A 25,484-nucleotide genomic window follows, 5' to 3' on the forward strand; every position below is an offset into this window, starting at 1 on the left:
AGGCGAGAAAGGAGCGGACACATGCGGAAACAATGGCCGTTTCGCATCGGCATTCATCCGATCAATTGGGTCGGCGAAGATGTCGCCGAGCATGGCGACGATTGCGAGTATACGACAATATTGGCCGAAATCCGGGCGCTTGGGCTGCATGGAACGGAGGTGGGCCGCAAGTTTCCGCGCGACCCGGGCACGCTGAAGCGCGAATTGGCCGCCCATGGGATCGAGCTCGTTTCGCAGTGGAAATCGGTGCTGTTCACCGACCCGCCGCGGCGCGCCGGGGAATTGGACGCTTACCGGGCGCATGCCGCCTTCCTGCGGGAAATGGGCTGCGCCGTCATCAGCACGGCGGAAATCGGCGGCTCGCTGCACTGGGACCCGCGCCGGACGCCGCATGAATCGGCTGTCGCCCGCCTGGACGACGACGGCTGGCGGCATCTGGCCGAAGGGCTCAACCAGGCCGGCGCGATCGCCCGCGAGTTCGGCTTGCGGCTTGCTTATCATCACCATGGCGGGACGGTCGTGGAGCAGCCGGACGAAATCGACCGGCTGCTGCAAGCGACCGATCCGGAGCTGGTCGGCCTGCTGTTCGATACCGGCCACGCGCATTATGCCGGGGGCGATCCGCTGGCGCTGCTGCGCAAGCATTACGACCGGATCGCGTACGTCCATCTGAAGGACGTGCGCGGCGAAGTGCTGCGGCACGCGCGCGCAGAAGGCGCCGATTTTGTCTCTTGCATCCGCAGGGGCGTGTTTACCGTGCCGGGCGACGGCAGCATCGATTTTGCCCCGATCGTGCGGGAACTGGTCGATCGCGGCTACGTCGGCTGGGCGATGATCGAAGGCGAGCAGGATCCGGCGGATCATCCCGCTTATGTTTACGCCAAGCGCTCGCTCGCTTATTTGGCGGGCATCGCCGATTCATACGAGAGAGGCGGAACACGATGAACGGACTTTCTTTTGCCAGCGGCCGGACGCTCGATTTTGTCGCGATCGGACGGCTCTGCATCGATTTGAACGCTAATGAAATCAACCGTCCGATGGAAGAAACGATGACGTTTACCAAATACGTCGGCGGTTCGCCGGCCAACATCTGCATCGGCATGGCGCGGCTTGGCATGAAGTGCGGGTTTATCGGCAAAATCGCGGACGACCAAATGGGTCGGTTTATCGCCGCCTATTTGCAGCGAAACGGCATTGATGGCTCGAATGTGGTCACGGATCGCACCGGCGCCGTGACGGGGCTCGCTTTTACGGAAATCAAAAGCAAGGCCGACTGCAGTATATTAATGTACCGCGACAATGCCGCCGACCTGCTGCTTGCGCCCGAGGAAGTGCGGGAAAGCGTCATCGCGGACGCCAGGCTGCTCCTCATCTCCGGAACGGCGCTCGCGCAAAGTCCGTCCCGCGAGGCGGTGTTCGTCGCGCTCGATTACGCCCGGCGGCACGGAACGACGATCGCCTTCGATCTCGATTACCGTCCGTACACGTGGCGGTCGGCAGCGGAGACGGCTGTGTATTACCAGTTGGCGGCGGCGTACTGCGATATCGTGATCGGCACTCGCGAGGAATTCGATCTTATGGAGCGGTTCGAGTCCGGGGCGATGAACGGCGATGCGGCAACGGCGGCCAAATGGTTCGGGCATCGCGCCTCCGTTGTCGTCATCAAGCACGGCAAGGACGGCTCGATCGCCTATACGCGAGACGGCGAACAGCATACGGCCGCCGTGTTCCCCGCCACGATCGTCAAGACGTTCGGCGCGGGCGACGCCTATGCGGCCGGCATGTTGTACGGACTGATGAACGGCCGCTCGCTGCCTGCCAGCATGAGCTTCGGCAGCGCGGCGGCTTCCATCGTCATTTCCAGCCACAGCTGCTCGGATGCGATGCCGACCGCCGAGCAGGTGGAGTCCTTTATCCGCGCGTGCGGCGGCGGCAGCCAAGGAGGAACGGGATGACCCGCTTGCGTATAGGCATCATCGGCGCCGGCCGAATCGGAAGGCTGCATGCCGACAATCTTTTGCTGCATCCGGACGCCGAAGTGGCGGCAATCGCCGATCCGCAAGCCGGGCCGGCGCTGCGCGAATGGGCGGCGGCCCGCTCGATTCCGCGCGTGGACGCCGATGCCGGCAGCATACTGAACGATCGTTTGATCGACGCCGTTTTCATCTGCTCGCCGACGGAAACCCACGTTCCGTTGATCGTGGAAGCGGCTCGCGCCGGCAAGCATGTATTTTGCGAAAAGCCGGTCAGCCTGGACTTCCGGCTCACCCGGTTTGCGCTGCAGGCGGCGGAACGGGCCGGCATCATGCTGCAGGTCGGCTTCAACCGCCGCTTCGACCGCAGCTTCCGGCGCGTGAAACAATGGGCGGAGGAAGGGGCGGCGGGCGAGCTCCATTTGCTGCGCGTCACCTCCCGCGATCCGGAGCCTCCGCCCGAGGCGTACATCGCAATGTCCGGCGGCTTGTTCCTCGATATGGCCATTCACGACTTCGACATGGCGCGGTATTTGTGCGGCAGCGACATCGTCGAGGTATACGCGCGAGGCGTCGTGCGGATCGATCCCGTCTTCGCCCGGTACGGCGATGTGGATACGGCCGTTACGACGCTGGTTTTCGCGAACGGCGCGCTAGGCGTTATCGACAATAGCCGCAAAGCCGTTTACGGTTACGATCAGCGGGTGGAGCTGTTCGGCTCCGGCGGCAGCATCGCCGCAGACAACGAGTATGCGACTACGGCGATGCTGCATGCCGCGGACGGCGTGCACCGCGACAAGCCGCCGCACTTTTTCCTCGAGCGCTACAGCGCGGCCTATCGGGAGGAATCGGCTTCGTTCGTACGCAGCGTCATGCGCGGAGAGCCGGTCGCCGTAACGGGCCGCGACGCGCTGCAGGCGGAGCTTGCCGCCTGGGCGGCAAGGCAGTCGTCCGTTGCCGGACGCCCGGTGCGGCTCGCGGAATCGGAAGCGGAAGCCGCCGAGGCGGCCGAACCAACGATTGGAGGCGGCTCGCATGAAAACTGATTCCCTGATCGCGCCGCTGCCGGCTCCCGGTCCCCGCGGAGAACGGCTCGTCATCACGCCGGAGCGGGCGGGGTGGCAATATGTCGGATTCGCCGCATACGAGCTGGAGCCGGGTCAGACGTTCGCCGCAGGAGAGGACAATAACGAGCAGTGCGTGGTGCTGCTCGGCGGCTTGGCGCAAGTGACGACGGACCGGGAGCGATGGCCCGAGGTGGGCAAGCGGCAACATGTGTTCGAGCGTATACCGCCTTGCGCGGTGTATGTGCCGGCAGGCGAACGAGCCGAGCTGACGGCGCTGACGAAGCTGGAGCTTGCGGTTTGTTCGGCCCCCGGCAAGACGCCTGGCGAAGTCCGCGTCATCACGCCCGAACAAGTGGGGGTGGAGACGAGGGGAAGCGGGTCCATGGAGCGCACCGTGCACCATATATTGCCGGAGACGGCGGCCGCCGACAGCTTGCTTGTCGTCGAAGTGTTTACGCCGGGCGGGCACTGGTCGAGTTATCCTCCGCACAAGCATGATCGCGACCGGCTGCCGGACGAGTCCGCGCTGGAGGAGACGTATTATTACCGCATTCGTCCGGAGCGGGGATTTGCGCTGCAGCGCGTTTACGGCGGCGAAGGCGACGATACGTTCGACGAGTCGCTGGCGGTGCGGAACGGCGAGGCGACGCTTGTGCCGCGCGGCTATCACACCGTAGCGGCGCCGCCCGGCTACGAGGCGTATTATTTGAACGTCATGGCGGGCCCGGTCCGGACGTGGCGCATTTGCAACGATCCCGACCACGAATGGCTGGTCAAGCCGCGGACGACGTGACAAGGAGGAATTGGCATGGTACGAACCGTATGGCTGCTCCGGCACGGCATGCGGCAAGATTTTGAAGATCCGGATTGGCCCCGGTCGGCGCCGCGCCCTCACGATCCGCCGCTCACCCCGAGCGGCTTGCAGATGGCGGCGGAAACGGCGGCACGGCTCGGGAACGAGCCGATTGATCATGTGTTCGCTTCCCCGTACTTGCGGACGCTGCAGACGGCGGCAGTCATCGCCGACAGGCGGGGACTGCGCGTCAATGCGGAGCCCGGATTCGGCGAATGGTTGAATCCGCTGTGGTTTCCCGCCATGCCGGACATCGTGACGCCGGAGGAAGCGTCGGCCTTGTTCCCTTGCCTGGATCGGGACTATGCGCCGTACGCCGACCCGGCGTACCCGGAGAAGAACGAAGCGGTCGACATGCACGTGCGGGTCGAGCGCGCCTTGAGAGGCGTCCTGCGGGATTATTCGGGCGCCGTCCTGATTGTCGGCCATGGCTCGACGGTTCGGCAAGCGGCCCGAACGCTCGGCGATCCGTCCGCGGGCATCGAGCTCGGTCTGTGCGCCCTGAATCGTTTCGACCGGAACGACGACGGCTGGCGGCTGACGCTTGCGAGCGTCGACCATCTCACGATTACCGAGCAGTGGCTGCGGTTTCAATAACGGGAATTCGTGCGTTCCGGCGCATCGCATGCCGGCGCAACAAGGAGTGAGGAGGCTGAACATGGGCGACTTGGACGATCAAAGAAACTTGCTTGTACTGGGCGGCTTGCTGCTTTCCGAGCGGTTGAACGCGTATTTCAACGAACGCGGAGAGCAGCTTTCGGCGGACGAACGGCTGCTTCGCGGCACGCGGCTGGAAGGTTTGCTGCGCCTGCTTCTGCAGGTTGACCCGGCGAATCGGCAGCTGCTGCGCGTGCTTGGGGAATATTTCCACAAACAGGGGGACTTGCGCGCCGCCGGGCCGTTCTACGAGGAGCTGCTGCGGCTCGATCCGCCGCGGCAGCCGGACAAGGAAACGGCGGAACGAATCCGCCGGTTTGCTCCCGTCCTGTACGTTCACCGAAGCGAGCCGTTTCCGCTGCGCGACTGCGTGGCGATTGCCCATCCCGAGCGGCCGATCATCACGTACCGGTTGTTCTGGGAGGACGATTGGGATTTTCCCGACGATTATGCGCCTTGCGATCATGAAGTCATCTGGGTCGAATACGATCCGGGCAGCGGCCGCCTGACCCGCGTATACACTTATTTTCACGGCATATTGCTCAGCACGGAGGAAGCCGTCTTTGAAGCGAACGCACACGGCGGCCGTCCCCAGGTGTGGGTGCAATGGGGCAAACACGGCTCGATGCTGACCGGCGCGGAGAAGAAGCGGTATGCCTGGAAATCCGAGTCCGCTCTGCCCGGCATCGATATCATGCGCATCATGTACGAGGAGACGCGGCGCGGCGGACGTCTGGCCGATCATCCGATCAAGAAGGGGTGGGCGCCGCCGTTCGAGGGCAGCTTCGACAGCTATATGACGTTCGACCGAGCGATCGACACGCGCGAGTATATCGGCCGGCACAACCGGCAGCATGTGACGCCGTGGGTGAACGCGCTGCTCGTGCAGCAGGTGCTGACGTACTATTATACGCCCAAAAACGAATGGCCCGAGCCGCTCGCCTGACGAACGGGCGCTTGCTGCCGGAAATAGGAACAATTAAATCGAGGGGAGGGGATGGCGCAGGTGAAACGGGAAATTGCGACGAACGGCGCGCCGCGCAACACGGGGCCTTATTCGCAAGGGCTGGCGATGAACGGATTCCTGTTCGTATCCGGGCAAGGAGCGATCGATCCGGCGACTTCGGAGATCGTCCCCGGCACGATTGAGGAACAAACGCGGCTGACGATGGACAATATTCGCTCCATTCTGGCGGCCGGCGGGTGCTCGATGGACGATATTGCGAAGGTAACCGTTTATTTGGCCGACATGGCCGACTTCGAGCGGTTCAACGCCGTGTATCGCACGTATTTTACCGCGCCGCTGCCGGCCCGTTCGTGCGTGGCGGCGGGGCTGGACGGCATCCTGGTGGAGATCGACGCCATCGCCGCGATCCCGGTCAAGGAGGGCTGAACGGCGCCGATGACGGAAGAAGCGGACTCCCGAAGACGGGGGTCCGCTTCACTCATATTTGCGGCGTTTGCGGAATTGCCCCGGCGAAAGGCCGACATGCTTCTTGAACGAGTAGCTGAAATACGGGGTGTCGTCATACCCGCAGGCAAGTGCGATTTCGGCGATCGGCAGATCGGTTCGGCTCAATTTTTCCTTGGCCGCTTCCAGCCGTTTGCGCGCGACGTATTGCTGGGGAGACTCGCCCATCGTCCGTTTGAACAGCTTCTGGAAATAGGCCGGACTTCTGCCGGCGATTCGCGCCAGATGCGCAAGGTCGAGCTTCTCCTGCAGGTGGACGTCGATATAGCCGCATATCCGTTTCAGCTCCGCATAGTGGGCCGAGGAAGGAATGACGGTGTCGCTTCCAGTAACGGCAAGATCGGCGTATAGCTGGTACAAAATTTGCAGCATGTACGCCCGCAGCAGCACCCCCGCATGCGGGTCCGAGCCGGCAAAAGCGGCATGCACCCGGCTGAAGAGCGACTCGTACTTCTCATACGACCCGGGCCGGCAAATGACGGGAATCGCATCGAGCAGCCCGTTCGCGTATTGCGGCTGCACCGGTCTGTCGTCCAACAAGTAGTAGCTGTTCGGATCCCGACCCGCCGTCCCCAGCATATCGAAACAGATCAAATAACACGTGTAAGGCAACACGCCTTGCGACGCCATCCCCGGCCGTTTGAAGATGACATCGCCTTTGTTCACCTCGTACGTCTCGTGGTCGATCACCATTTTGCCGCCGCGGCTGTCCGTAAACAGCTCCAGTTCATAGTCCGCAACGAGCCGGTAGGTGTAGCGAGTGCCTGCCGGCAGCTTCATGCCTTCTGTCTGGTGAAGACAGGCGAGCACGGTCGGCGAAAGCTGCCGGTCTTCGATCCGTTTCAAGGCCATGGGAACAACCGCCTTATCCTGGGGAGATGGTAACAACCATTATCGCATGATTTTGAAAAAAAGTCGCGATATTGCATGGTTCGGCTTGCGAAATGGGCATACAATGGTGCTGGATATCGAAAGTTTTCCATTGAACCAATGGGAGGAGCATAAAACACATGTCCATTTTATATGAAACGATGCTGGGCCGATTGGGGTCGCGGTTTCATTTGAACTTCCGGCCGCGGGAACGGCGGATTTACAGTTCGCCGCTTGGCCGCTTCTACGACAGCCCGCTGCGGCTCAGCCTCGGCGTCAAAGTCGGCGGAGAAACGCGGATTTTGCCATTTTCCGACGCGCACAAGTCGTTTGCGTTCGTCGAACAGGAGCTGACGCCAACGTCCGTCACCTTTCACTGCCGGGAGCCCGAATGGGGCATCCAGGCGACGATCGCGTTTACGGCCCCCTTTTACCCGCAGGATGAAACGCTCAGCACCGCGCCGATGTACCTGATTCACGCCTCCGTGGAAAATACGAACGTGCGCAAGCTTACCGGCGATGCGGCGCTGGCGGAGGACGGCGGCCAACTGCAAGGGGAAATATTCCTCCGGCTTGACGATGGCGAATGCACGCCGTCCGGCTATCGCCTCCCGGTGGCGATGACGATCGACCCGGCGTTGGCGGAGCTCAAATGGTTACATCGCACGCGGGGCAAAGACTTCTCATCGGCCGCCTATCGCGGCGAACTGGCGGTCGAACCGCTGCATCCGGAGCAAACGTACGTGCGCGAGGACGGCATTCATGCCCCGTTTGCGTTGGCGTCGAAACAGTCCGCTTCCGCTTCTTTCGTCATGGCCGGGTATACGAACGATCAGGTGATGAACGTCGAGGACGAGCTGTATCGGTTCCGCTACACGGCGGCATTTTCAAGCGCCTTGGACGTTATCCGTTACGCGCGGGAAGCCGAAGCGGAACTGCTTGCCAGGAGCCGGTCGTTCGACCGCATCGTCGCCGGGGCGACGCTGGACAAGGCGGCGGCCAACCTGATCGCGTTTTCCTTGCAAAGCTTTCTCTCCAACAGCTGGTGGATGCGAAACGAGCGAAACGACGACTGGTTTACGGTGTGGGAAGGCAACTGCGCGTATCATTCGACGATCGACGTGGAGTACAACGCGTCGATGTTCTATTTGCTGCTGTGGCCCGAACTGCTCGAGCGGACGATCCGGCAATGGACGCGTTATGAGAAGGAAGGCGGCTTCATGTCGCACGATATCGGGAAATTCCTTGTCGGCAAAGGCATGGAATACGGCCATGAGATGGAAATCGAGGAGAACGGCAATTTTATTCTGCTCGTTCACGCGCTGGAGAAGCTTACCGGCCGTACCGAGCTGACGGACTCCATCTATCCGCAGCTGCTGCGGCTCATTCGTTACATTGCCGACAGCGACACGACGGGCAACGGGTTCCCGAACAAGGGAACCGCCAACACGATCGACGATGCGGGGGCGGCCGTACAATACGCCAAGGAGCAAACGTATTTGGGCGTCAAGGCGTACGCCGCGTTTCAGGCGATGCGTATGTGCGCCGAGCGGATGAAGGATGCCAATACCGTCCGGCTGTGCGATACGAAGATGGGTCTCATTCGGGACACGCTGGAGCAATCCGCCTGGCTCGGCGACCATTATGCGGTGTGCATCCAGACCGCGGCCGACGGGGTGAAGGACGTATGGACCGGTCAGCAGATGGAAGGGGAAATTCCGGGCTGGGACGCGTATTCGATTTATCCGTCGAACGGGCTGTTGTATTTGCTGATGACCGCGACGGAAACGGGCTTGAACCTGGACAGGCTGCGCACGGACCTGACCCATGCGACTGCGCAATCGATGACCCGGTACGGCTGCAAGCACAGCAGCAAAGACACGACCGGCAACCTGTGGATTTCGCAAAATTTGTGGAAAGACTTTACGGCGGCGTATTTGGGCCTCGACATGCTTGGCTTGAGCGACAACTACTGGGATTACGAGCTGTACGAAAATGCGCAGGGGATCGGCGGCTGCTTCGTCGATGCGCCCCCGACGGCGCACCTCAATTATTACCCGCGCGGCGTCGTTTCGCTTGGCGCGATCAATGCGCTGGGCGGCGTTCAGGTCGACAAGGTGCGGCGCGTCGTTCATCTGAATCCGGTTCGAGTGCCGTGCCGTGTGCCGCTGCTCAGCTTCGCCGATTGGAAAGAAGGCGTCGTTCCCTGGGCGACTTTCCGCCTGGAGCAGGGGCAGGTTGTGTTTGAGCTGGAGGAGCGGGAGCAGCTGCAAGGCTTTCAACTGTTCGTGTGGGGGAAAGAGACGCTTCCCGAACCGCGGTGACGTTCAACGGCCCGTTGAATTCTGAAATAAATTCGTTTTTTCTGAAAATCGCGTTATATTTTCAAAGATCATGTCAGGATCTTCGTTCGCCAATGATGTATAATGGCTAAAATGAGGAGGCTGGGACATGAGCAGTTTATTCGAGAAGCTTGGGCAGGAGAAGGTCCTGTTTCAGCTGGTAGGGGATTTTTACAATCTGGTGCTTGAAGACGAACGGATAAACGGTTTTTTTCAAGGGACGGATATGGTCAAGCTGCGTCAGCACCAGTTGAGCTTTCTGTCCACGATTCTGGGCGGACCGGAACAATATTCGGGGCGTTCCATGCACTTGGCGCACAAAATTCTCCAATTGAAGGAACATCACTTTACAGCCGTCGTGGAGAATTTGGTTGAAGCGATGAGACGGTTGAACGTCGACGAGGAAGACATCGCGCAAGTAATGACCCGTCTCTCCCAATACAAGGACCAGATTGTCAGCTAGCCGGGCTCCGCTCTTCGGGCCCGATCGATGCGCTGGATGGCAAGCTTCAACTGCTCGTAAGGGAAAGCACGGCACGATCCTGAAAGAGTCGGCGGCATGCTTATCCGCCTGAAATCCGCATGGGTTTCAGGCTTTTTGCCGTCTGCAGATGGAGCAGAGCCGACTTCATAAATTATCCTAATATTCAATAATTTATAAGTTGATTATGTTTGACTTTGTCCGGCAGCGGCGGCGGTTCGGCTGCCCAGGTCGTGATCGGCGGCGGCGATGGCGGTACGAACGGAACGCATGTAAAGAAACGCCTGGCGGCAATAGCCGTCAGGCGTTTTGCTTCTTCTTCCCCGGCATCTTGAGGCAAACTACCAGGCGTAAGCTTCGGGAGCGCCGCCTCCCGGCCCCGGGAACAACTCGTCCAGCCGCTTCAGCGTCGGCTCGTCGAGCTTGATCTCCACGGCGCGCAAGCTGCTCTCAAGCTGCTCCACCGTGCGCGGGCCAATAATCGGCGACGTGATCGCCGGGTTGGACAATACCCAGGCGAGCGCAACGTTCGGCTCGCTCTCGCCAAGCTCCCGGCACAGCGCGGCGAAGCCCTCAAGCCTGTTCCGATGCTTCTCGACCCTTCTCCGTGCCCGTTCGCTCCGGGAGCTTGTCTTGGCGGGATCGAATACGTTGCCGAGCAACCCGCCCTCAAGCGGGCTGTACGCCATTACGCCGATGCCAAGCTCCCATGCGGTCGGAAGCACCTCCAACTCGGGCAGCCGGCACATCAGGCTGTAGCGGTGCTGCTCCGACACGAGACCGAGGAAATGGCGGGACTCGGCCTCGTACTGCGCGCGAACGAGGTCGCGCGAGGCAAAATTGCTGGATCCGATATACGTCGCCTTGCCTTGAGAGACAACAAGCTCGAATGCGTCCCACAGCTCCGCCCAGGTGACGTTGCGATCGATGTGATGCATCTGGTACAGATCGATATGATCGGTCTGCAAGCGTCTCAGCGACCCTTCCAGGTGACGGCGGATTTTATAAGCGGACAGGCCGTATCCGCGGTTCGGGCCATCCGCCGGGTCCTCCATGTTCCCGTAAACCTTGGTCGCTAGCACGACCCGTTCCCGCCTGCTCCCGCCCGCGAACCAGCGGCCGATGATCGCTTCCGTATTCCCCCGGTTCTCGCCGTCCCCTCCGTACGAGTTGGAAGTATCGACGAAGGTGATGCCCGCATCGAGAGCGGCGTCCAGTATGCGATGCGCTTCGCGCTCGTCGGTGTCTTCGCCGAAATTCATCGTGCCGAGACACAATCGGCTTACTTTCAGGCCGGTGCGGCCCAAACGGGTATAAATCATTGCCTCACTCCTCGATTGGTGATGGATAGCTGCTCGCAGGGTCAACTATAAGCGCGCGCGTCGATGTTTTCAATCCAGATAATGTCCGGAACTGGTCATAATGTTCAATGATTAACAAATTTACGGAATTGCGAAAAATTTGCACCATCGCAAAAATTGTAGCGCTATGCACATCGGCGAAATTTGCGTATAAAAAAGAGGGCAGGCTGGCGAAAAACACGAAGAGGGGAGAAAACCGAATGCTGGAGCAACTGGAGCAGGGCCCGTATACAATCGATTCGGACGACGGGTGGAGGACGTTGCGGACAACCGCTCCTTCCGATCGTTATGTGCGGAATCCGGGGATGGGCTTGATCGGCTATACATGGGAGGAGAACGGCCCTTCCCTTCCGGTCAGGGAGGGCGCGGAAAGTATCGAGCGATTCGTCGACAAAATCTGCTCGTCGCCCTATGTGGACGTCTTGTATATTCGCTGCGACTGGCGCGATGTACAGCGCGTTCCGGGCAAGCTGGAGCTCAGTCCCGTCTGGCAATTGACGCTGGATGCGGCGAAGCGGCGCGGCATCCCGGTCGGCTTCCGGGTGCAGCTGTCAAGCCCCAACGTGCAACCGGGGCGACTGGCCGTCCCCGACTTCGTTCGGGAGCGGGTGCCGTACGTCAACATCGGGCGAAAGCCGGGCGGCGCTTTCGATTACTACGAGCCGCGATACGACCACTCCGCCTTTCAGTCCGCGTTCCGGGAGCTGAACGGTTTGCTCGCGGACCGATTCGACGACGACCCGGTCATTGCATTTATGGATTTGATGATGTACGGCTTCTGGGGCGAAGGCCATACGTCGGGATTGCCTCATCCGTTTCCCGACGACCGTACGGCGGCGCGCACGATGACAGGCATGGCCCTGGAACAAATGGAGACGTGGAAGCGGGTGCCACTGGTCGTCAATGCGCAAACGGATATCAGCCGGGTCGGCAATGCCGCCATACAGGATCTGGCCATGGCCGCCGGCCACTGGATCAGGGTCGACAGCATCATCGTCGAGGAACCTTGGGGCATCGACCGGATCGCATCCCGTCCGTCCGGCATAGGCCTGATCGTCGAGGACGGCCCCTACCGCCACTACGACGACGCGCGGATCCCGCGCCGGGCGACGGGCATAAGCGCCATGGAGGACGCCATGAGGCATGTATCCGATGTCGGCGGGCATTACTGGGCGCTCTGGACGGAGGTGGACCGGTTCGAAGCATTCGCCGAGGCGAATCCGCAGGCGTTTCCCGCACTGCGCAGGCGAATCGGGTACCGCTTGCGACCGGCATGGATATGGCAGCGGATCAAGGGCGATGCCGACGAATTGATCGTTGCCGTGGCGAACGACGGATGCGCCGGCGTGCCGGGGAAGCTTCGCATCGTCCTGGAGTCGGCCGACGGCCAATACACGGCAGCAGGCTTCCTTGCTGCGGGGGAACCTGCCGGCGGGCGCATCCGGCTTGCATCGTTCCTGCTGCCTCCGGGACTGGCCTGTCGTGAAGTTCGGTTGCGCGCGGAATTGGAGCTGCGCGAAGGCGTTGCAAGAAGCGTCCAATGGTGCTGCGCCGACGAAACGAATCCGGATGGATCATTGTCGGTCGCGTTATGCGGTCATGAGGAAGAAGGTTGGCGCAAGAACGTCTGAGCGGGCAAGCCTCGCGACAGCCGATCAAGTGGAGCTGCGGTCGTTTGCCGCCTCCGCGATGGCATTGATCCGGTATTCGCTCGGCGTAACGCCGGTCATCTTTTTGAAGATGCGGTTGAAGGAATTGATATTCAGGTAGCCGACGCTTGCGGCGGCGTCCTGAATCTTCGCACCGGGCCGCACAAGCAGAGGAAGCACGTTGCGGATGCGGATCGAGTTGACGTAGTCGACGAAATACATGCCCGTCTTCTCCTTGAAGTAGGTGGACAGGTAACTGCGCGAGATGTCGAGCTTGTCGGCAAGCAGATCGAGCGAGATCGCGGATGCATAGTTGGCTTCGATGTAGTCGCCAACAAAGGCAATAATCGGATCTCGTTTGATCCGATGCGAGTCGTATAACCCGGCTGCGGCTTGCAGCAAATGGTCAAACCATATTCGCAGCTGCTCGTAGGTATGGCAATCGCCAAGCTTCGCCCGGATCGCGCGCAGTTCCTTCGTGTTGAATCCCAAGCGCGTGCAGCCCGCATCTATTCTGGCGGCGAGGTTGTCCGCGAAGGCGACGACGTACGCCTGCTGCGCTTGCCGCTTCTTCATCTGGCGAATCGTCTTGTCGATCATGCTTAGCGCCGTTTCGCGATTGCCGCCCGCCAGATGCCGCTCGAATTCGTCTTCTTGCGCAAGCGAGTACGGCGATTGCTCGGCCGCCTGCGCAGGTTCGGCAACAATCTGGTTCGGGCTGTCGAATGTCCGCGTCTCGAGCATGGCAACGGCAGCTTCATACGCTTCCGTCAAATCGCCGTTCTGAGGCCTGTCAAGACCAATGCCGATCGTCAGGAAGCAATAGTCGCGTTCGTTCCCCATCATGTCGACGATGCCGTCGATTGCGGCGCGCACCTGTTCGTCGCCTGTATGGCCGAAGAGAACGGATATGATCAACTGGCTTTCGATCTGAAGCGAAAGCGACTCCGGGAAAACGTTTTTGAGCATAAAGTCGATGATTTCCTTGATGTACGGGGTCGCATGCTCCTTGGAAAAGCCGAGCTCCGCCTGCAAATCGGTATAGTGGACTTGGAACAGCACAATCCGGAAAGGCTGCTGCACCTCCTGCGTTTCCCGGTAACGATTCAAACTGTTTCTCGTTCGCTTGAACTTGTCGATGACCGCGTATTGCCGGAGAATCGTTTGTTTGTCCGTCAAATCGCGGCGGATGTCCCGATTGGACTGCAGGATCCGATTCACTTGCTGCTGGATTTCCGAAAACTCCTTGATTTTGGATGGCGGGCTGACACCGGCGTCCGGATGGCGGAGCGCCTCGATCATTCTTTTGACCGGCGAACGCAGCTGAAAGGCAAAGACGAGCGACATGCCGGCGTTAATCAGCACAATGACCGCAAGAATGGCGATGAAATAGCTCTCCCAACGCGTTTTGGCAACGATGTTGGCATCGGTAATTACCGAGGAGTAGGTGAACTTCGTAAAGGAGCCGGTTTGCTGGAACAGGTATTCGCCCTCCGCTTGCCGCGAGGCTTGGGCTGCGGAGGCAACGGTCCTGCTGGGATCTGCGTTCGCCGGGCTGTACAGCAGCCGTCCCGCGGAATCCCGTATATAGAAATTGTCGTTTACCGAGCGAAAGAACGATTCGTACATCGGATCCGCGTCGACGAGCGCGATGAGGATAAAATCGGGAATCATATGGTTCCGGATCACGATCGGCATCCGCCGGTAACGGGCAACCTCCATGCCGTTGCCGTCAAATTCGGATATGGTGGCGTTCGGCAGGTAATGGGCCGTCTCCGCCTGTTCGAAACGGGAAAGCCAGGATGCGGAATCCCAATCGGGATAACGAAGGTAACGGCTGAAATAGATGTCGGAGGAGCTGCCTTTTGTTTTGTCGAGCGCAAACCTGCTTTGGCCGAAAAGAAGAATCAGGTTGTCGATGCGAAGCGAGGTATTGTTCAGGAAGTTCTGGATGGCCGATCTCGTCTGCATGGCAATGGGGTAGTTCACTTCTTCCTTGTTCAGGGACGCAATGTCCAGGCTCATGGAGAACAGCAGAACGGCGTCGGTTACAAGCTGGAATTGCTTCTCGTAGTCTTCTGTGGCGGAGTCGAGCAGAAGTGTGTTGTACTGGATGACTTCATCCTTCACCCGATCGCTGAAGAACAGGACGGAGTAAAGCGTAAACGAGCCGGACAACAGGATGACAATTGCGAAGCCTGCCAGAAACCAGGCAAACAACGCGCGGGGCTTCCCTCTCGTTACCGTTCTGCGGAAACGCGCGAACCATGTCATGATCGAGATCCTCCTTTATCATGCCATCTTCCTTTATTTGTATAGCATTCGATAAGCTTGTGTCAATGTAAAACATTTGGTTGTTTTACGAACGCTGCAACCATAAATTGTCCCTAATTCCATTGTAAGGAGTTGAGCTTTGTGGGCAAAGAAGCAAACGAAAGGAACCATTATCCGGGCAGCGACGAAATCGAACGCTGGCTAGCGGCGATTTGGCAAGCCGCTTGCGATGCGGATTGCCGTATCGAGGAGCTGCCGCTGCACGGCTTTTCGCATCGTCTTGGCATCCATCATGCCGAAGAGGAATTTCGTTATATCCGCTTCACGATCGCGGGACAAAACCCGTTCTATGCGTATTGGCAACCGGCGGCGTCCGCTCCTGCGCCATTGCTCGTCCATGTGCCGGGTTACGGCTCGGAAATCAGTACGCACCCGGAGCTTGCGGCAATCGGTTTTCATGTGCTGCACGTTTCCCCGCTTGGCTATGGTACGCCCGAGGGGCCGGACGAATCCATGTTCGTCGACGGCATCTGGCAATGGCCGGTGCTGCCCGATACAATCGCCAGCTCGGCAACAAAGGGATACAACGACTGGCTGATGAATGTTGCGGTTGCCGTCCGGTGGGCAACAAGCAGGAGCGATACGCTGCCGAACCGCGTATCCTTCTTCGGCACAAGCCAGGGCGGAGGAGCGTCGTTGCTGCTTGGCTCGCTGTTCCGGGACCGGGGCGTTCGCTGCGTGGCCGCCGACCTGCCGTATTTGACCAACTTTCCGCTTGCGGACGGCAGGGGCGGCTACCGCAAAGCCTGGAGGGCGCTTGATAAGCTGGAGGACCGCGGCGCGGGTTGGGTCGGTCTCGGATATATCGACACCTTGTCGCATACCGATCGTCTTACATGTCCGGTGCTGCTCACGGCAGGCTCCGCCGACGAAACGACTCCGGCCGATACGATTGAAAGCTTGTTCGCCAGGCTGCCCGGCACGCGGTCTTATACGTTGCTGAACGGGGTCGGTCACCGATATACGCGCGAGTTCATCCATTTGGCGGCAGCCTGGTTTCGGCTGTATGCATGAAGGGAGAAGATGACAATGACCTTATCGATTCTCGTGATCGGATGCGGGCACATCGCAACCGCGCATCACGGTCCCGCCTTGGCGGCGCATGCGGCTGTGTCTCCGGAGCTGCGGCTTGCGGCATGCTGCGATACCGATGCGGCTCGAGCCGCAACGTTCGCCGGCAAGTTCGGGTTCGCGCGAAGCTATGCCGATGCGGCAACGATGCTGGCGGCGGAAAGGGCGGACGCCGTCATGCTGCTCGTGCCGCCCGATCGGACCGCCGCCTTGGCGGCAAGCGTCATGGCGGCGGGATGCCGCAACCTACTGATCGAGAAGCCGCCGGGCTTGAACGCGGACGAAGCGCGGACGATTCATTGTGCGGCGCAGATCCATGGGGCCACACCGATGGTCGCCTTCAACAGGCGTCATATGCCGGTCGTGCGCGAGCTGCGCGGAAGGCTGGGGCTATTGCCGCCGGGTGATATTCACCACATTCGTTACGAGCTGATCCGTTATCGCCGAACCGATCGGGATTTTTCGGTAACGGCGATTCACGGACTCGACACGGCCCGGTTTCTGGCGGGATCCGACTATGCGCAGCTGGAATTCGCTTACAAGGAACTGCCGCATATTTCGCAGGGCGTTGCGAATATAACCGCGCGAGGTTCCTTTGTTTCGGGCACGGCGGTCGATCTGATATTCGCTCCCGTGTCCGGAGCGAATATCGAACGGGTGACGGTTCACGCGCGCGATCGGATGCTTGTGGCCGAGCTGCCGTTCGGAAGCTCGCTCGGCGGTTGCGGCCGGCTGATCGAATATAGGGACGGAGCCGTGAGCGACTTGTGGGAGGTCGATTCGCGTCCGGGAGACGGCAACGGATTTCATGAAGAAATCGGGGAATTCCTCTCCTGCGCGGCAGAGGGGCGCGCGCCGGAGGATGATGTGCTGTCCGCCGTGCAAGCGGTCGAAGCAGCCGCATGCATCCGCAGCAGGGCGGGCCGTTTTGGCAATTCGGAATGATTTGCGCTGCGAAATGGAGGTGTGCACATTTTCAACTTCTTCGCCAAATTATTATGAATAGGTAAATTGGCGTAATGTGCGTAATAAAGATCATTGCTTCGTTGCCGAATTTCGCTACTCTTGAAGTAAACGCGAGATCGACTGTTATGGCGCGGCTGACGCTGGACGAAGATCGCGAACGTCATGATTGCGCAATGAAGGAGAGCAGAATGAAAATCGCTTTTTCGACATTAGGCTGCCCGGCATGGAGCTGGGAACGAATTTTGGACCAAGCAGCCTCCCTCGGCTACGACGGGATCGAGGTTCGCGGCGTGAACGGGGAGATGTCGCTGGCCGCGTGCGAACCGTTCCGGCCGGATCGCATCACCCATACGTTACGGCAATTGCGGGAGCGGGAACTGGACATCGTATGTCTGGGAACTTCCTGCAGCTTCCACGATAAAAGCGGGTTCGTACGCGCCGTAGAAGAAGGAATGGCGGCCATCGAGCTCGCTCAGCGGCTCTGCGCCCCGTATATCCGAGTATTCGGGGGAACGGTTCCCGAGTTCGGCAGCAAAGAGGAAACGGTTCATCAAGTTGTGCACGGACTTCGCACGTTATGCGGACATGCAGCGGGCAGAGATGTAACCGTGCTGCTGGAGACGCATGGAGACTTTTGCTTGGCGGACGATGTGGCGAATATCGTTCGCAAGGTCGGACCCGGTCGTTTTGGCGTGCTTTGGGATATGGGAAATACGGCCAAACATCATACAGGCGGCGCCCCGTCCGGCGAAAGCCCGGAAAAGACAGTCGGGAAGCTTGCTTCATCGATTCGCCACGTTCATTTCAAAGACACGCCGAACAAGCGGGTCATTGTTCTCCCGATATTATAAGTCCCATGGGGGCATCGAATCGAAAGGAGGGGGCGATCTTGAGCATTCCCCGCTCGCCCGCGGCGGCCAATCATCCGGTCAAGCCATACAAACCGTCTCTCTCCGCGCGCATATGGAAACAGCGGTACGGTTTCATGTTGCTTATTCCGGGCCTGGCCTATTTTATCGTCTATCGTTATGTCCCTATGCTGGGGAATATTATTGCGTTCCAGGACTTCAGCCCTTATCAAGGTTTTCTTAAAAGCGACTGGGTCGGGTGGAAACACTTTGCCCGCATATTCGACGACACGGAAGTCCTTCGCGTCATCCGCAACACATTATGGTTGTCCTTTCTGCAAATCATATTCGCCTTTCCGGTTCCGGTCGTGCTGTCGATTATGATGAACGAGCTGCGCAGCGATCGGTTCAAGCGCATCACGCAATCGATCGTATACTTGCCTTATTTTCTTTCTTGGGTCGTCGTGATCGGGATCGCTACCGTATTTCTCAGAAGCGACGGCGTTATCAATCACATTACGGAATGGATGGGCAGGGAGCCGATCGTCTTTTTGCAAGAGCCGAGTTTGTTCATGCCAATCATCGTTATTGAAGTGATCTGGAAAGAATCGGGCTGGGGCACGATCATATTCCTTGCTGCGCTGGCCGGCGTCAATCCAAGCCTGTACGAAGCGGCGGTCGTGGACGGCGCCGGACGTTGGAGACGAATCTGGCACGTGACGCTGCCGGCTATTCGCGGCACGGTCGTCATCCTGCTCATTCTTCGTCTCGGCAATGTGCTTGATTCCGGCTTCGAGCAAATTTTTCTCATGCTGAATCCGTTTGTGATGAAAGCGGGTGACGTTCTGGACACCTATGTCTATTTCAAAGGGATCCAACAAGCCGATTTCAGCTTCGGCACCGCCGTAGGATTGTTCAAGGGAGCGGTCGGGCTCGTCCTTATCGTCGGTGCGAACCGATTGGCCAAACGTTTCGGCGAACAAGGCATCTATTAGAGCGGTCGCCATATCGACTTATTAAAAGCAAGAAAGGGGTTGCACCGGTCGATGAAACGAACGGCTTGGGAAAAGCTCGGGGATTCGATGAATATTATTTTGCTTGCCGTAGTTGCCCTTGTTATGTTTTTTCCTTTCTATTATATCGTCGTCGTGTCGTTCGCTACGTACGAAGACTATTTATCTGTCGATTTGCTGCTATGGCCGAAAGAGTGGGTCTTGGACGCTTACGAGTACATTTTCGAATCGAAAGAATTCATTCGTTCGGTCGGCGTTACGATTTTCGTAACGGTTGCGGGCACATTGGTCAACTTGGCGATGACCGCCAGCATGGCTTATGCGCTAACCCGGCGACTGGCCGGCCAAAATTTTTTCATGTTCCTTGTTCTGTTTACGTTCATGTTCTCTCCCGGGATCATACCGACCTATTTGATCGTCAAGGCGACAGGCTTGCTCGACACCTATTGGGCGCTGATTGTTCCGACGGCTATCAATGCCTTCAATTTGATTGTGATGCGGGAGTTTTTCACGAGCATTCCGGAGGAGCTCAACGATGCGGCGGTCATCGACGGGGCTAACGAGCTGCAGAGCTTCTTGCGGGTCATTATTCCGCTCGCCAAGCCGGCATTGGCGGCGTTCGGCCTGTTCTATGCGGTGTATCATTGGAACACGTATTTTACAGCCATTCTGTACTTGAACGACTCGACCAAATGGACCGTGCAAGTCATCCTGCGCCAGATCGTCCTTCTCAACGAGGCGACGAACAGCCTGTCCGCCGCCAGGGATGCCGCCCGCGCAGGCTCCGAGCCGCCGGAAGAAACGATCGGCATGGCGGCGATTCTGCTCGCCACCGCCCCGATTCTGCTCGTATATCCGTTTCTGCAGCGCCACTTTGCCAAGGGGGTGATGCTCGGATCCGTAAAAGGATAGTCGGAGTCCGTCGGATATAGGCGCAGTTCGGCAACGGAAGCTGGTTACGCGAAACGGCATTCGATTCAGCATTCGATTCATCAATCGGGAGGGAAAAGTAAATCTATGAGACAGAAAATGAGAAACGGTTTGATCGTCTTGACGGCCGGCGCGGCAATCGCGACTGTTGCCGCTTGCAGCAGCGGCGACAACAACGCCAAGGATCAATCCCCGTCGCCGGGCAGTCCGGCCAGTTCCGCCAGCCCGGCGGCACCGACAAAGGCGGTAAAGGATTTGACGAAAAAGATCACGATTTCCAAAATCGCCGGAACCTGGGCGGCGCCGGTGTATTCGCCGGACGGAGCCGGCGTCAAAGCGATCAACGAGCGGTACAATGTCGATTTCAAATCGCAATACGTCCCTTATGACGAGTATGCAAACAAGCTTCCCGTCGTGATGGCCGGCGGCGGATTGCCCGATATGATCGGCATGGAAACGGTTGACGCCAACTTCGTCAAGTGGGCCAAGCAAGGCGCATTCCTGCCGCTCAATGAGTACATCGACAAATATCCGACGTTGAAGGCGATTCCGAAAAGCGTGTGGGACGCCGTTACCGTAAACGGCAAAATATACGCCATTCCGGACTACTTTCCGAAAAAATACGGCAAAAAACCGATCATCCGCAAAGACTGGCTGGATAATCTCGGCTTGAAGATGCCAACCAATTATGACGAATTGACGAAAGTCGCCATAGCTTTCGCCAAGAACGATCCGGACCGGAACGGCAAGGACGATACGTACGGCGTCGGAATGGTCAACACGGCGGCGGGCTCGATTACATACGGCGTTCCAATGGGAGCGGCCTGGGACGGCGGCTGGTACCACAAGAACGCCGCCGGTCAATTTATTCCGGGGCTGATCTCTCCGGGCTTCAAGAAACAAATCGAAGTGCTCCGCGACCTGTATGCCGCCGGCGCGCTCAACAAGGATTGGCCGGTTGCCAAAATCGGCGACATCCGCAACGATTTCTTCGCCGGCAAATACGGCATCTTCTACGAGCAGCCGTATGACATTTCGTCCAAGCGGTTCGAGAACCTGAAGAAGGTTGCGCCGAATGCGGAAATCGCGGTCATCCCGCCGTTCGCGCAGGAAGACGGGAAGAAAGGTTTCCTCGGCTTGTCCGGCTATTACGAGATGTTCGCCCTGAATGCCGGCATCAAGAACGACCCGGACAAGATCAATCGGATCTTGCTGATGCTGGACGAATTCCGCACCTTTATTCCGGTCGACCAGCGTACGCCGAACAACGAATATTTCAACTGGAAGAACGGCGGCGTCAATACGGGATACACGATGGTCAACGGCTTCGCGATCGACAAGGACGAGGCGCAGGAAACGCAACCGGAGAACTACATGACAAACCGCGGATGGGCGCCGAACGACGAGGCCAACGAACCCGAAAAGCTGATGCAGGAGCCGTTTACGCAAAGCTTTATCAAGAACGCCGTGGCCGTGCTGAAAAATACCCAGGTGTACATGGATCCGATCAATCGGGTGCATTCCGAATTGTACGATGCCAAACAGTCCGAGCTTACCAAGAAGCTGAATGTGCATCATGTCAAGATGGTCGTCGGCCAGGAGTCGATCGACAATTGGGATGCGGCGGTGAAGGAATATTTATCGGGCGGCGGCCAGGAGGTCATCGATGACGTGAACAAGCTGATGAAAGAAGCCGGCATAGGCGGCGAATGGGAATAAGATGCGAACGGATGGGGAGGTAGCTCTCCCATCCGTTTTCTTTCCGGCTTCGGGTTATCATGGGTTGGAGGATGGAGGGAACAACTTGACTGCGAAACGATACGATATCGACTATTCCGCCGAAATCGGTACAGATGTCCCGAAACGGCTCCGTTTGCTTGCGGGAGAGAAACCGAAGGTGCTGTTCCTGCCGAGCGTCCGCACCGGGAGAGAAATCGTGGAGCTGGTCCGCCGGACCGGAATCGATTATCGAACCGTGACATACGACAGGGCGTGGGATCTTAACAAATGGGGTTTCGGCGACTTTTACGATGTACGGGCGTCGATTGGCGACTTCAGGATCATGTTGGAAAATTTGGAGAGGGTCGTCACGTCGGATGAGAAGTTTGACGCGATGGTTATTCCCGGCGTGAACGGCTGGTCCCACTTCTCGGAACGAACGCGTCAGGCGATCGAGCGACGCGTCGCCGCAGGGGAGGGGTTGGTGCTGATCAAGCCGTTTCACGGCGCCGACATGGAGCCGTCCGGCGAGTTGCAGCGGTTGTCTCCGTTGATCAATCGCTTCGAGGAAGGGTTCGGCACCGATGCAAACGCCGGAGGAGGATACCCGGCCATCGCGTTCGACGCGCTGCGTTCGGAAGCGTGGGTTCCCGGCAGCCACTATATCGCCAGCGGTATTCCGTTCGACTTGTTTCCGTATCGGGACATTGCGTATTACCCTTACGATTCCGTCGGCGAAACGATAATCGCTTCCGTCTCCGGCGATCCGATCGCTGCCGTCCAAGAATACGGATCGGGCAGGGTCGCGGCATTCGGCTTTTATCCTCGCGACATTCTCCCTCAACACAGCGCCTTTACGGGAGCGGAGTCGACGTTTGACGGCATTGTCGAGAAATGGGGAGGTGCCAGGCACAGCCTTTCCTTCCCGTACTTGGACTATTTTTACGAACTGATCTATCGCAGCATTCTGTGGGCGGCCAGGCGGGAGCAGCCGAACAGCCTAACCGCCGTGACGGTCCGGGAAGGCGGCATTGCCGTAACGCCTCAATGGGACGCGGGTTGTACGATCGCGTATGCGATCAAGGACAACGACGATGGAGCGGTGGAGGAAGGAACGGCTGCCGGATTTGACGTCGCGTTGCCGGAGTGCCTGAAGGCGGGAGGAGAGTACCGGGTCGAAATCAATTTGATGAAGGAAGGCGCGTTGCTGGATTGGGCGACGGTTGCAGTCCGTTATCCGCTTGTTTCGCGGCTGACGGCCGCCTCGTGCGAGCCGTCCGCTGCCGTTGCGGGTGAAACCGTTACGGCGACGTTCCGCTTGGAGGGCGGACCTGCCGGCGTCGAACTGTCCGTTGTCGACGATTTCGACCGCCTGCTAGCAATGCGCCAGGCCAATGTGTCTAGGGACGGCGAATTGTCGCTTGTATTCGATACAACCGATGTCAGGTCGCTGCACATTCGCTTTCGCGCCGAACTATTCATTGACGGCTTCCGTGTTCAGCGGCTGGAGACGCCGCGCGTTGCGGTTGCGCCCGCGCAGCGTGCAATCGACGATTTCGAAGTATTCATGTGCCCGCAGAATCGCGGTCAAGGAGAGTGGCTGCCGCTTGTCGGGCGGCTCTTCCGCGGCATGGGGGTAACCGGGCTGTTCCCCGGCAGCCCGCAGACGCTGACGATGTCGGGAGTGGAAGGACTTGGCATTTACTGGTATCATCGGGGAGGTTACGTCGAGCGCAAGGAAATGTATCTCCGCACCAAGGACAAGACGTATTTGCACCGATACCCGTGTTTGAACGATCCGGCATTCTGGGAGCATACCGAACGGAACATGAGGGCGGTCATCCGCGAGAACAAGCGGTTCGGCCCCGTTTCCTACTTTGCCAACGACGAAGGTTCGCTCACTTGCTACGTGGATGAGCTAGACTTGTGCTTCTGTCAGCATTGCATGAAGGAAATGCGCCGGTGGCTCGGGTACGAATACGGCGGGTTGGAGCGGTTGAATGATGCCTGGGGCACACAATTCCCGAGCTGGGACGATGTCGTTCCTTTCACGATGGAGGAAGCCCAGGCAAGCGGGCAATTCGCACCGTGGGCCGATCATCGGCAGTTCATGGAAATGACGTTCGCGGATGCATACCGGAACATCGGCGCCATCATTCGGAGCGAGGACGCCGGCGGCGTTATCCGGATGTCCGGCTGCCAGGCCTCCACCGCTTTTTCCGGCTACGACTATTACGAGCTTCACCGCCATGTCGGCTATTTCGAAGCTTATTCATCGGGCAACCAATACGAGCTCCACCGTTCGTTTGCGAGACCGGATACGATTATCGGCGCCTGGTTCGGGTATGGCGCGGACGGCGCGTACGTCCGCAACCGCATCTGGAACGCCGTGTTCCACGGTGTTACGCTCATCAGCATTTTCTGGGAGTACAGCTGTCTCAATCCCGACTTTACTTACAGCCGTTCCGCGCGCGATATGAGCGTCGCATTTCTCGAACTGAAGCGCAAGGGAATCGGCAAGCTGCTGCTGCATGCCGCGAAGCGGGACTCGCTCGGCATCGCCGTTCATTATTCGATGGCATCGATCCACGGCTCGTTTATCATGGATGACAAAACGCGGTTCGAAGCGAACCGGCAAGGCTGGATTCACCTGCTGGAAGACCTCGGCTATCAGTATGATTTTGTCGCCAGCCAGCAGATCGAAGCGGGGGAGCTGCAGGGGTACCGGCTATTGATTCTGCCATATTCGATTGCGCTCAGCGAAACGGAGGCGGAGCAAATTCGCCAATTCGCCGCCTCCGGCGGCATCGTCGTCGGCGATTTGCAGACTGGCCTTATGGACGAGCATTGCCGGTTGTTTCCGTCGGGGAAGCTTGACGATCTGTTCGGAATCGAACGATTGACCCGCAGAGCCAAGCCGTTCTATATCAACAACGGACTGAGGGCGAATCCCGGCTTCACGCATTTCGATTTTGCGGTCTGTCACCATCCCGGTCGCGAAGAAGCGGAGTCCGGTATTGTCATCGCCGAAATCGGCACGCGCGAGCATGGCGGGATCGCTGCCGGACATGACGATTTTCTCGGCAAGGCGGCTGCGGTCGTCGTCCATCAATTCGGCAGGGGCAAAGGCATCTACCTGAACATGGCCGCCGATCAATACCCGCAGCTGCGCATGGACGGCAACGGCGGCTTTGGCCTTCGCGCAATTGTGGGCAACATGCTCAAGCTGGCCGGAATCGTTAAGCCGGCGACGCTCCTCGACAGTGGGGACAATCCTTTCGAGATGGGCTTTGAAAGCTTCTATTACCGAGACGGAGAAGCCGTCTACATCGGCATCCAGCATCAATTGGGGGCAAAGGCGCTCGGTCATGACGGCTTGGCTGTCGGCGGCGGAGGAGACGGCGACAGCCGGAACATTCGCTTGCGGGCTGCGTTTGCTCGGCAAGGTCACGTGTACGATATACGCGCTGGAGAGTATCTTGGTCTGACCGACACCGCTGCAGCAAGGATGGAGGCGGGGGATACGAAGCTGTACGCCGTGTTGCCGCACCGGGTGGAGGGCATCTCCCTAGACATTCCTGCCGCCGCGCAGCGAGGCGGGTCGCTTGCGGCCGTCGTGCGTATTGCCAGCGACAAGCCGGCTGGCGCTTACGCCAACGTGCTCGCCATCAATGTGATAGATCCCAAGGGAGAACATGCCTGGCTGTACAGCGGCAATGTTGCCGTGACGGGGCGCGAGCATCGGATCGACATGCGGTTCCCTTGGAACGAAAAGCAGGGCGAGTGGCGGATTACCGTCAAGGACGCCGCCACCGGGAAGGAAGCGCATGCGGCGTTCGAAATCCGGTGAGTCCGACAGCGCAGGCGGATGGAGGGACT

At 59.0% G+C, this 25,484-nt stretch carries 20 protein-coding genes; 17 read left to right on the top strand and 3 right to left on the bottom strand.

Annotated elements, in window-relative coordinates:
- Nucleotides 1–21: 21 nt before the first annotated feature.
- The 7 genes from iolE (at nucleotide 22) to EXY20_RS17600 (ending at nucleotide 5,943) form a co-directional block, all read left to right on the top strand.
- The gene (gene iolE, locus EXY20_RS17570) at nucleotides 22–945 is read left to right on the top strand and encodes a myo-inosose-2 dehydratase (RefSeq protein ID WP_135553406.1); all 924 of its coding nucleotides are present in this window, start codon (nucleotides 22–24) and stop codon (nucleotides 943–945) included.
- The gene (iolC, locus tag EXY20_RS17575; protein ID WP_135553407.1) at nucleotides 942–1,955 is read left to right on the top strand and encodes a 5-dehydro-2-deoxygluconokinase; all 1,014 of its coding nucleotides are present in this window, start codon (nucleotides 942–944) and stop codon (nucleotides 1,953–1,955) included. The genes iolE and iolC overlap by 4 nt, the downstream gene beginning before the upstream one ends.
- Nucleotides 1,952–3,019 (top strand): inositol 2-dehydrogenase, encoded by a 1,068-nt coding sequence (gene iolG / locus EXY20_RS17580; RefSeq protein ID WP_135553408.1) that lies wholly within the window; start codon nucleotides 1,952–1,954, stop codon nucleotides 3,017–3,019. The genes iolC and iolG overlap by 4 nt, the downstream gene beginning before the upstream one ends.
- Nucleotides 3,009–3,833: a 5-deoxy-glucuronate isomerase gene (gene iolB / locus EXY20_RS17585; RefSeq protein WP_135553409.1), complete on the top strand. Its 825-nt coding sequence runs from the start codon at nucleotides 3,009–3,011 to the stop codon at nucleotides 3,831–3,833. The genes iolG and iolB overlap by 11 nt, the downstream gene beginning before the upstream one ends.
- 15 nt (nucleotides 3,834–3,848) lie before the next feature.
- Nucleotides 3,849–4,490, top strand: a complete 642-nt coding sequence (locus EXY20_RS17590; RefSeq protein WP_135553410.1) for a histidine phosphatase family protein — start codon at nucleotides 3,849–3,851, stop codon at nucleotides 4,488–4,490.
- 61 nt (nucleotides 4,491–4,551) lie between these two features.
- A complete protein-coding gene (locus EXY20_RS17595) occupies nucleotides 4,552–5,496 on the top strand; it encodes a hypothetical protein (protein WP_135553411.1) in 945 nt (314 codons plus the stop codon).
- A 60-nt stretch (nucleotides 5,497–5,556) separates the two neighbouring features.
- Nucleotides 5,557–5,943: a Rid family detoxifying hydrolase gene (locus EXY20_RS17600; RefSeq protein WP_135553412.1), complete on the top strand. Its 387-nt coding sequence runs from the start codon at nucleotides 5,557–5,559 to the stop codon at nucleotides 5,941–5,943.
- A gap of 48 nt (nucleotides 5,944–5,991) precedes the next feature.
- On the opposite strand, the gene EXY20_RS17605 is transcribed toward EXY20_RS17600, so the two are convergent.
- Nucleotides 5,992–6,873: an AraC family transcriptional regulator gene (locus EXY20_RS17605; protein WP_135553413.1), complete on the bottom strand. Its 882-nt coding sequence runs from the start codon at nucleotides 6,871–6,873 to the stop codon at nucleotides 5,992–5,994.
- A 158-nt stretch (nucleotides 6,874–7,031) separates the two neighbouring features.
- Here EXY20_RS17605 and EXY20_RS17610 point away from each other — a divergent pair, with 158 nt between their 5' ends.
- Nucleotides 7,032–9,215 carry a glutaminase domain-containing protein gene (locus EXY20_RS17610; RefSeq protein WP_135553414.1) on the top strand — a complete coding sequence of 728 codons (2,184 nt, stop codon included), beginning with the start codon at nucleotides 7,032–7,034 and terminating at the stop codon, nucleotides 9,213–9,215.
- A 127-nt stretch (nucleotides 9,216–9,342) separates the two neighbouring features.
- Nucleotides 9,343–9,696: a group I truncated hemoglobin gene (locus EXY20_RS17615; protein ID WP_135553415.1), complete on the top strand. Its 354-nt coding sequence runs from the start codon at nucleotides 9,343–9,345 to the stop codon at nucleotides 9,694–9,696.
- A 359-nt stretch (nucleotides 9,697–10,055) separates the two neighbouring features.
- Here the strand turns inward: EXY20_RS17615 and EXY20_RS17620 are convergent, their stop codons facing one another.
- The gene (locus EXY20_RS17620; protein ID WP_135553416.1) at nucleotides 10,056–11,036 is read right to left on the bottom strand and encodes an aldo/keto reductase; all 981 of its coding nucleotides are present in this window, start codon (nucleotides 11,034–11,036) and stop codon (nucleotides 10,056–10,058) included.
- A gap of 239 nt (nucleotides 11,037–11,275) precedes the next feature.
- On the opposite strand from EXY20_RS17620, the gene EXY20_RS17625 reads away from it, so the two are divergent.
- Nucleotides 11,276–12,706 carry a hypothetical protein gene (locus EXY20_RS17625; protein ID WP_135553417.1) on the top strand — a complete coding sequence of 477 codons (1,431 nt, stop codon included), beginning with the start codon at nucleotides 11,276–11,278 and terminating at the stop codon, nucleotides 12,704–12,706.
- 24 nt (nucleotides 12,707–12,730) lie between these two features.
- Here the strand turns inward: EXY20_RS17625 and EXY20_RS17630 are convergent, their stop codons facing one another.
- A complete protein-coding gene (locus tag EXY20_RS17630) occupies nucleotides 12,731–14,998 on the bottom strand; it encodes a helix-turn-helix transcriptional regulator (protein WP_135553418.1) in 2,268 nt (755 codons plus the stop codon).
- Nucleotides 14,999–15,139: 141 nt separating this feature from the next.
- On the opposite strand from EXY20_RS17630, the gene EXY20_RS17635 reads away from it, so the two are divergent.
- The 7 genes from EXY20_RS17635 (at nucleotide 15,140) to EXY20_RS17665 (ending at nucleotide 25,455) form a co-directional block, all read left to right on the top strand.
- Nucleotides 15,140–16,072 carry an acetylxylan esterase gene (locus tag EXY20_RS17635; protein ID WP_167859319.1) on the top strand — a complete coding sequence of 311 codons (933 nt, stop codon included), beginning with the start codon at nucleotides 15,140–15,142 and terminating at the stop codon, nucleotides 16,070–16,072.
- A 15-nt stretch (nucleotides 16,073–16,087) separates the two neighbouring features.
- On the top strand, nucleotides 16,088–17,074 hold the full coding sequence (locus EXY20_RS17640; protein WP_167859320.1) for a Gfo/Idh/MocA family protein: 987 nt from the start codon (nucleotides 16,088–16,090) through the stop codon (nucleotides 17,072–17,074).
- Nucleotides 17,075–17,283: 209 nt separating this feature from the next.
- Entirely contained in the window at nucleotides 17,284–17,946 is a 663-nt protein-coding gene (locus EXY20_RS17645) for a sugar phosphate isomerase/epimerase family protein (protein ID WP_167859321.1), read from the top strand.
- A gap of 38 nt (nucleotides 17,947–17,984) precedes the next feature.
- Nucleotides 17,985–18,938: an ABC transporter permease gene (locus EXY20_RS17650; RefSeq protein ID WP_407944924.1), complete on the top strand. Its 954-nt coding sequence runs from the start codon at nucleotides 17,985–17,987 to the stop codon at nucleotides 18,936–18,938.
- A gap of 51 nt (nucleotides 18,939–18,989) precedes the next feature.
- Nucleotides 18,990–19,868, top strand: a complete 879-nt coding sequence (locus tag EXY20_RS17655; RefSeq protein WP_135553423.1) for a carbohydrate ABC transporter permease — start codon at nucleotides 18,990–18,992, stop codon at nucleotides 19,866–19,868.
- A 105-nt stretch (nucleotides 19,869–19,973) separates the two neighbouring features.
- On the top strand, nucleotides 19,974–21,605 hold the full coding sequence (locus EXY20_RS17660; protein WP_135553424.1) for an extracellular solute-binding protein: 1,632 nt from the start codon (nucleotides 19,974–19,976) through the stop codon (nucleotides 21,603–21,605).
- Nucleotides 21,606–21,690: 85 nt separating this feature from the next.
- Nucleotides 21,691–25,455 carry a beta-galactosidase trimerization domain-containing protein gene (locus tag EXY20_RS17665; RefSeq protein ID WP_167859322.1) on the top strand — a complete coding sequence of 1,255 codons (3,765 nt, stop codon included), beginning with the start codon at nucleotides 21,691–21,693 and terminating at the stop codon, nucleotides 25,453–25,455.
- The last annotated feature ends 29 nt before the right edge of the window (nucleotides 25,456–25,484 follow it).

Origin of the sequence: Paenibacillus cymbidii, assembly GCF_004764705.1 — a bacterium.
Classification (GTDB): Bacteria; Bacillota; Bacilli; order Paenibacillales; family NBRC-103111; genus Paenibacillus_AN; species Paenibacillus_AN cymbidii.

What these genes read in the sequence shown, in the direction of transcription:
- EXY20_RS17640 (WP_167859320.1), top strand. Translation starts at nt 16,088, where the DNA reads ATGACCTTATCGATTCTCGTGATCGGATGCGGGCACATCGCAACCGCG.
- EXY20_RS17625 (WP_135553417.1), top strand. Translation starts at nt 11,276, where the DNA reads ATGCTGGAGCAACTGGAGCAGGGCCCGTATACAATCGATTCGGACGAC.
- EXY20_RS17655 (WP_135553423.1), top strand. Translation starts at nt 18,990, where the DNA reads ATGAAACGAACGGCTTGGGAAAAGCTCGGGGATTCGATGAATATTATT.
- EXY20_RS17620 (WP_135553416.1), bottom strand. Translation starts at nt 11,036, where the DNA reads ATGATTTATACCCGTTTGGGCCGCACCGGCCTGAAAGTAAGCCGATTG.
- iolG (WP_135553408.1), top strand. Translation starts at nt 1,952, where the DNA reads ATGACCCGCTTGCGTATAGGCATCATCGGCGCCGGCCGAATCGGAAGG.
- EXY20_RS17615 (WP_135553415.1), top strand. Translation starts at nt 9,343, where the DNA reads ATGAGCAGTTTATTCGAGAAGCTTGGGCAGGAGAAGGTCCTGTTTCAG.
- iolE (WP_135553406.1), top strand. Translation starts at nt 22, where the DNA reads ATGCGGAAACAATGGCCGTTTCGCATCGGCATTCATCCGATCAATTGG.
- EXY20_RS17610 (WP_135553414.1), top strand. Translation starts at nt 7,032, where the DNA reads ATGTCCATTTTATATGAAACGATGCTGGGCCGATTGGGGTCGCGGTTT.
- EXY20_RS17590 (WP_135553410.1), top strand. Translation starts at nt 3,849, where the DNA reads ATGGTACGAACCGTATGGCTGCTCCGGCACGGCATGCGGCAAGATTTT.
- EXY20_RS17595 (WP_135553411.1), top strand. Translation starts at nt 4,552, where the DNA reads ATGGGCGACTTGGACGATCAAAGAAACTTGCTTGTACTGGGCGGCTTG.
- EXY20_RS17660 (WP_135553424.1), top strand. Translation starts at nt 19,974, where the DNA reads ATGAGACAGAAAATGAGAAACGGTTTGATCGTCTTGACGGCCGGCGCG.
- EXY20_RS17630 (WP_135553418.1), bottom strand. Translation starts at nt 14,998, where the DNA reads ATGACATGGTTCGCGCGTTTCCGCAGAACGGTAACGAGAGGGAAGCCC.
- EXY20_RS17605 (WP_135553413.1), bottom strand. Translation starts at nt 6,873, where the DNA reads ATGGCCTTGAAACGGATCGAAGACCGGCAGCTTTCGCCGACCGTGCTC.
- EXY20_RS17645 (WP_167859321.1), top strand. Translation starts at nt 17,284, where the DNA reads ATGAAAATCGCTTTTTCGACATTAGGCTGCCCGGCATGGAGCTGGGAA.
- iolB (WP_135553409.1), top strand. Translation starts at nt 3,009, where the DNA reads ATGAAAACTGATTCCCTGATCGCGCCGCTGCCGGCTCCCGGTCCCCGC.
- iolC (WP_135553407.1), top strand. Translation starts at nt 942, where the DNA reads ATGAACGGACTTTCTTTTGCCAGCGGCCGGACGCTCGATTTTGTCGCG.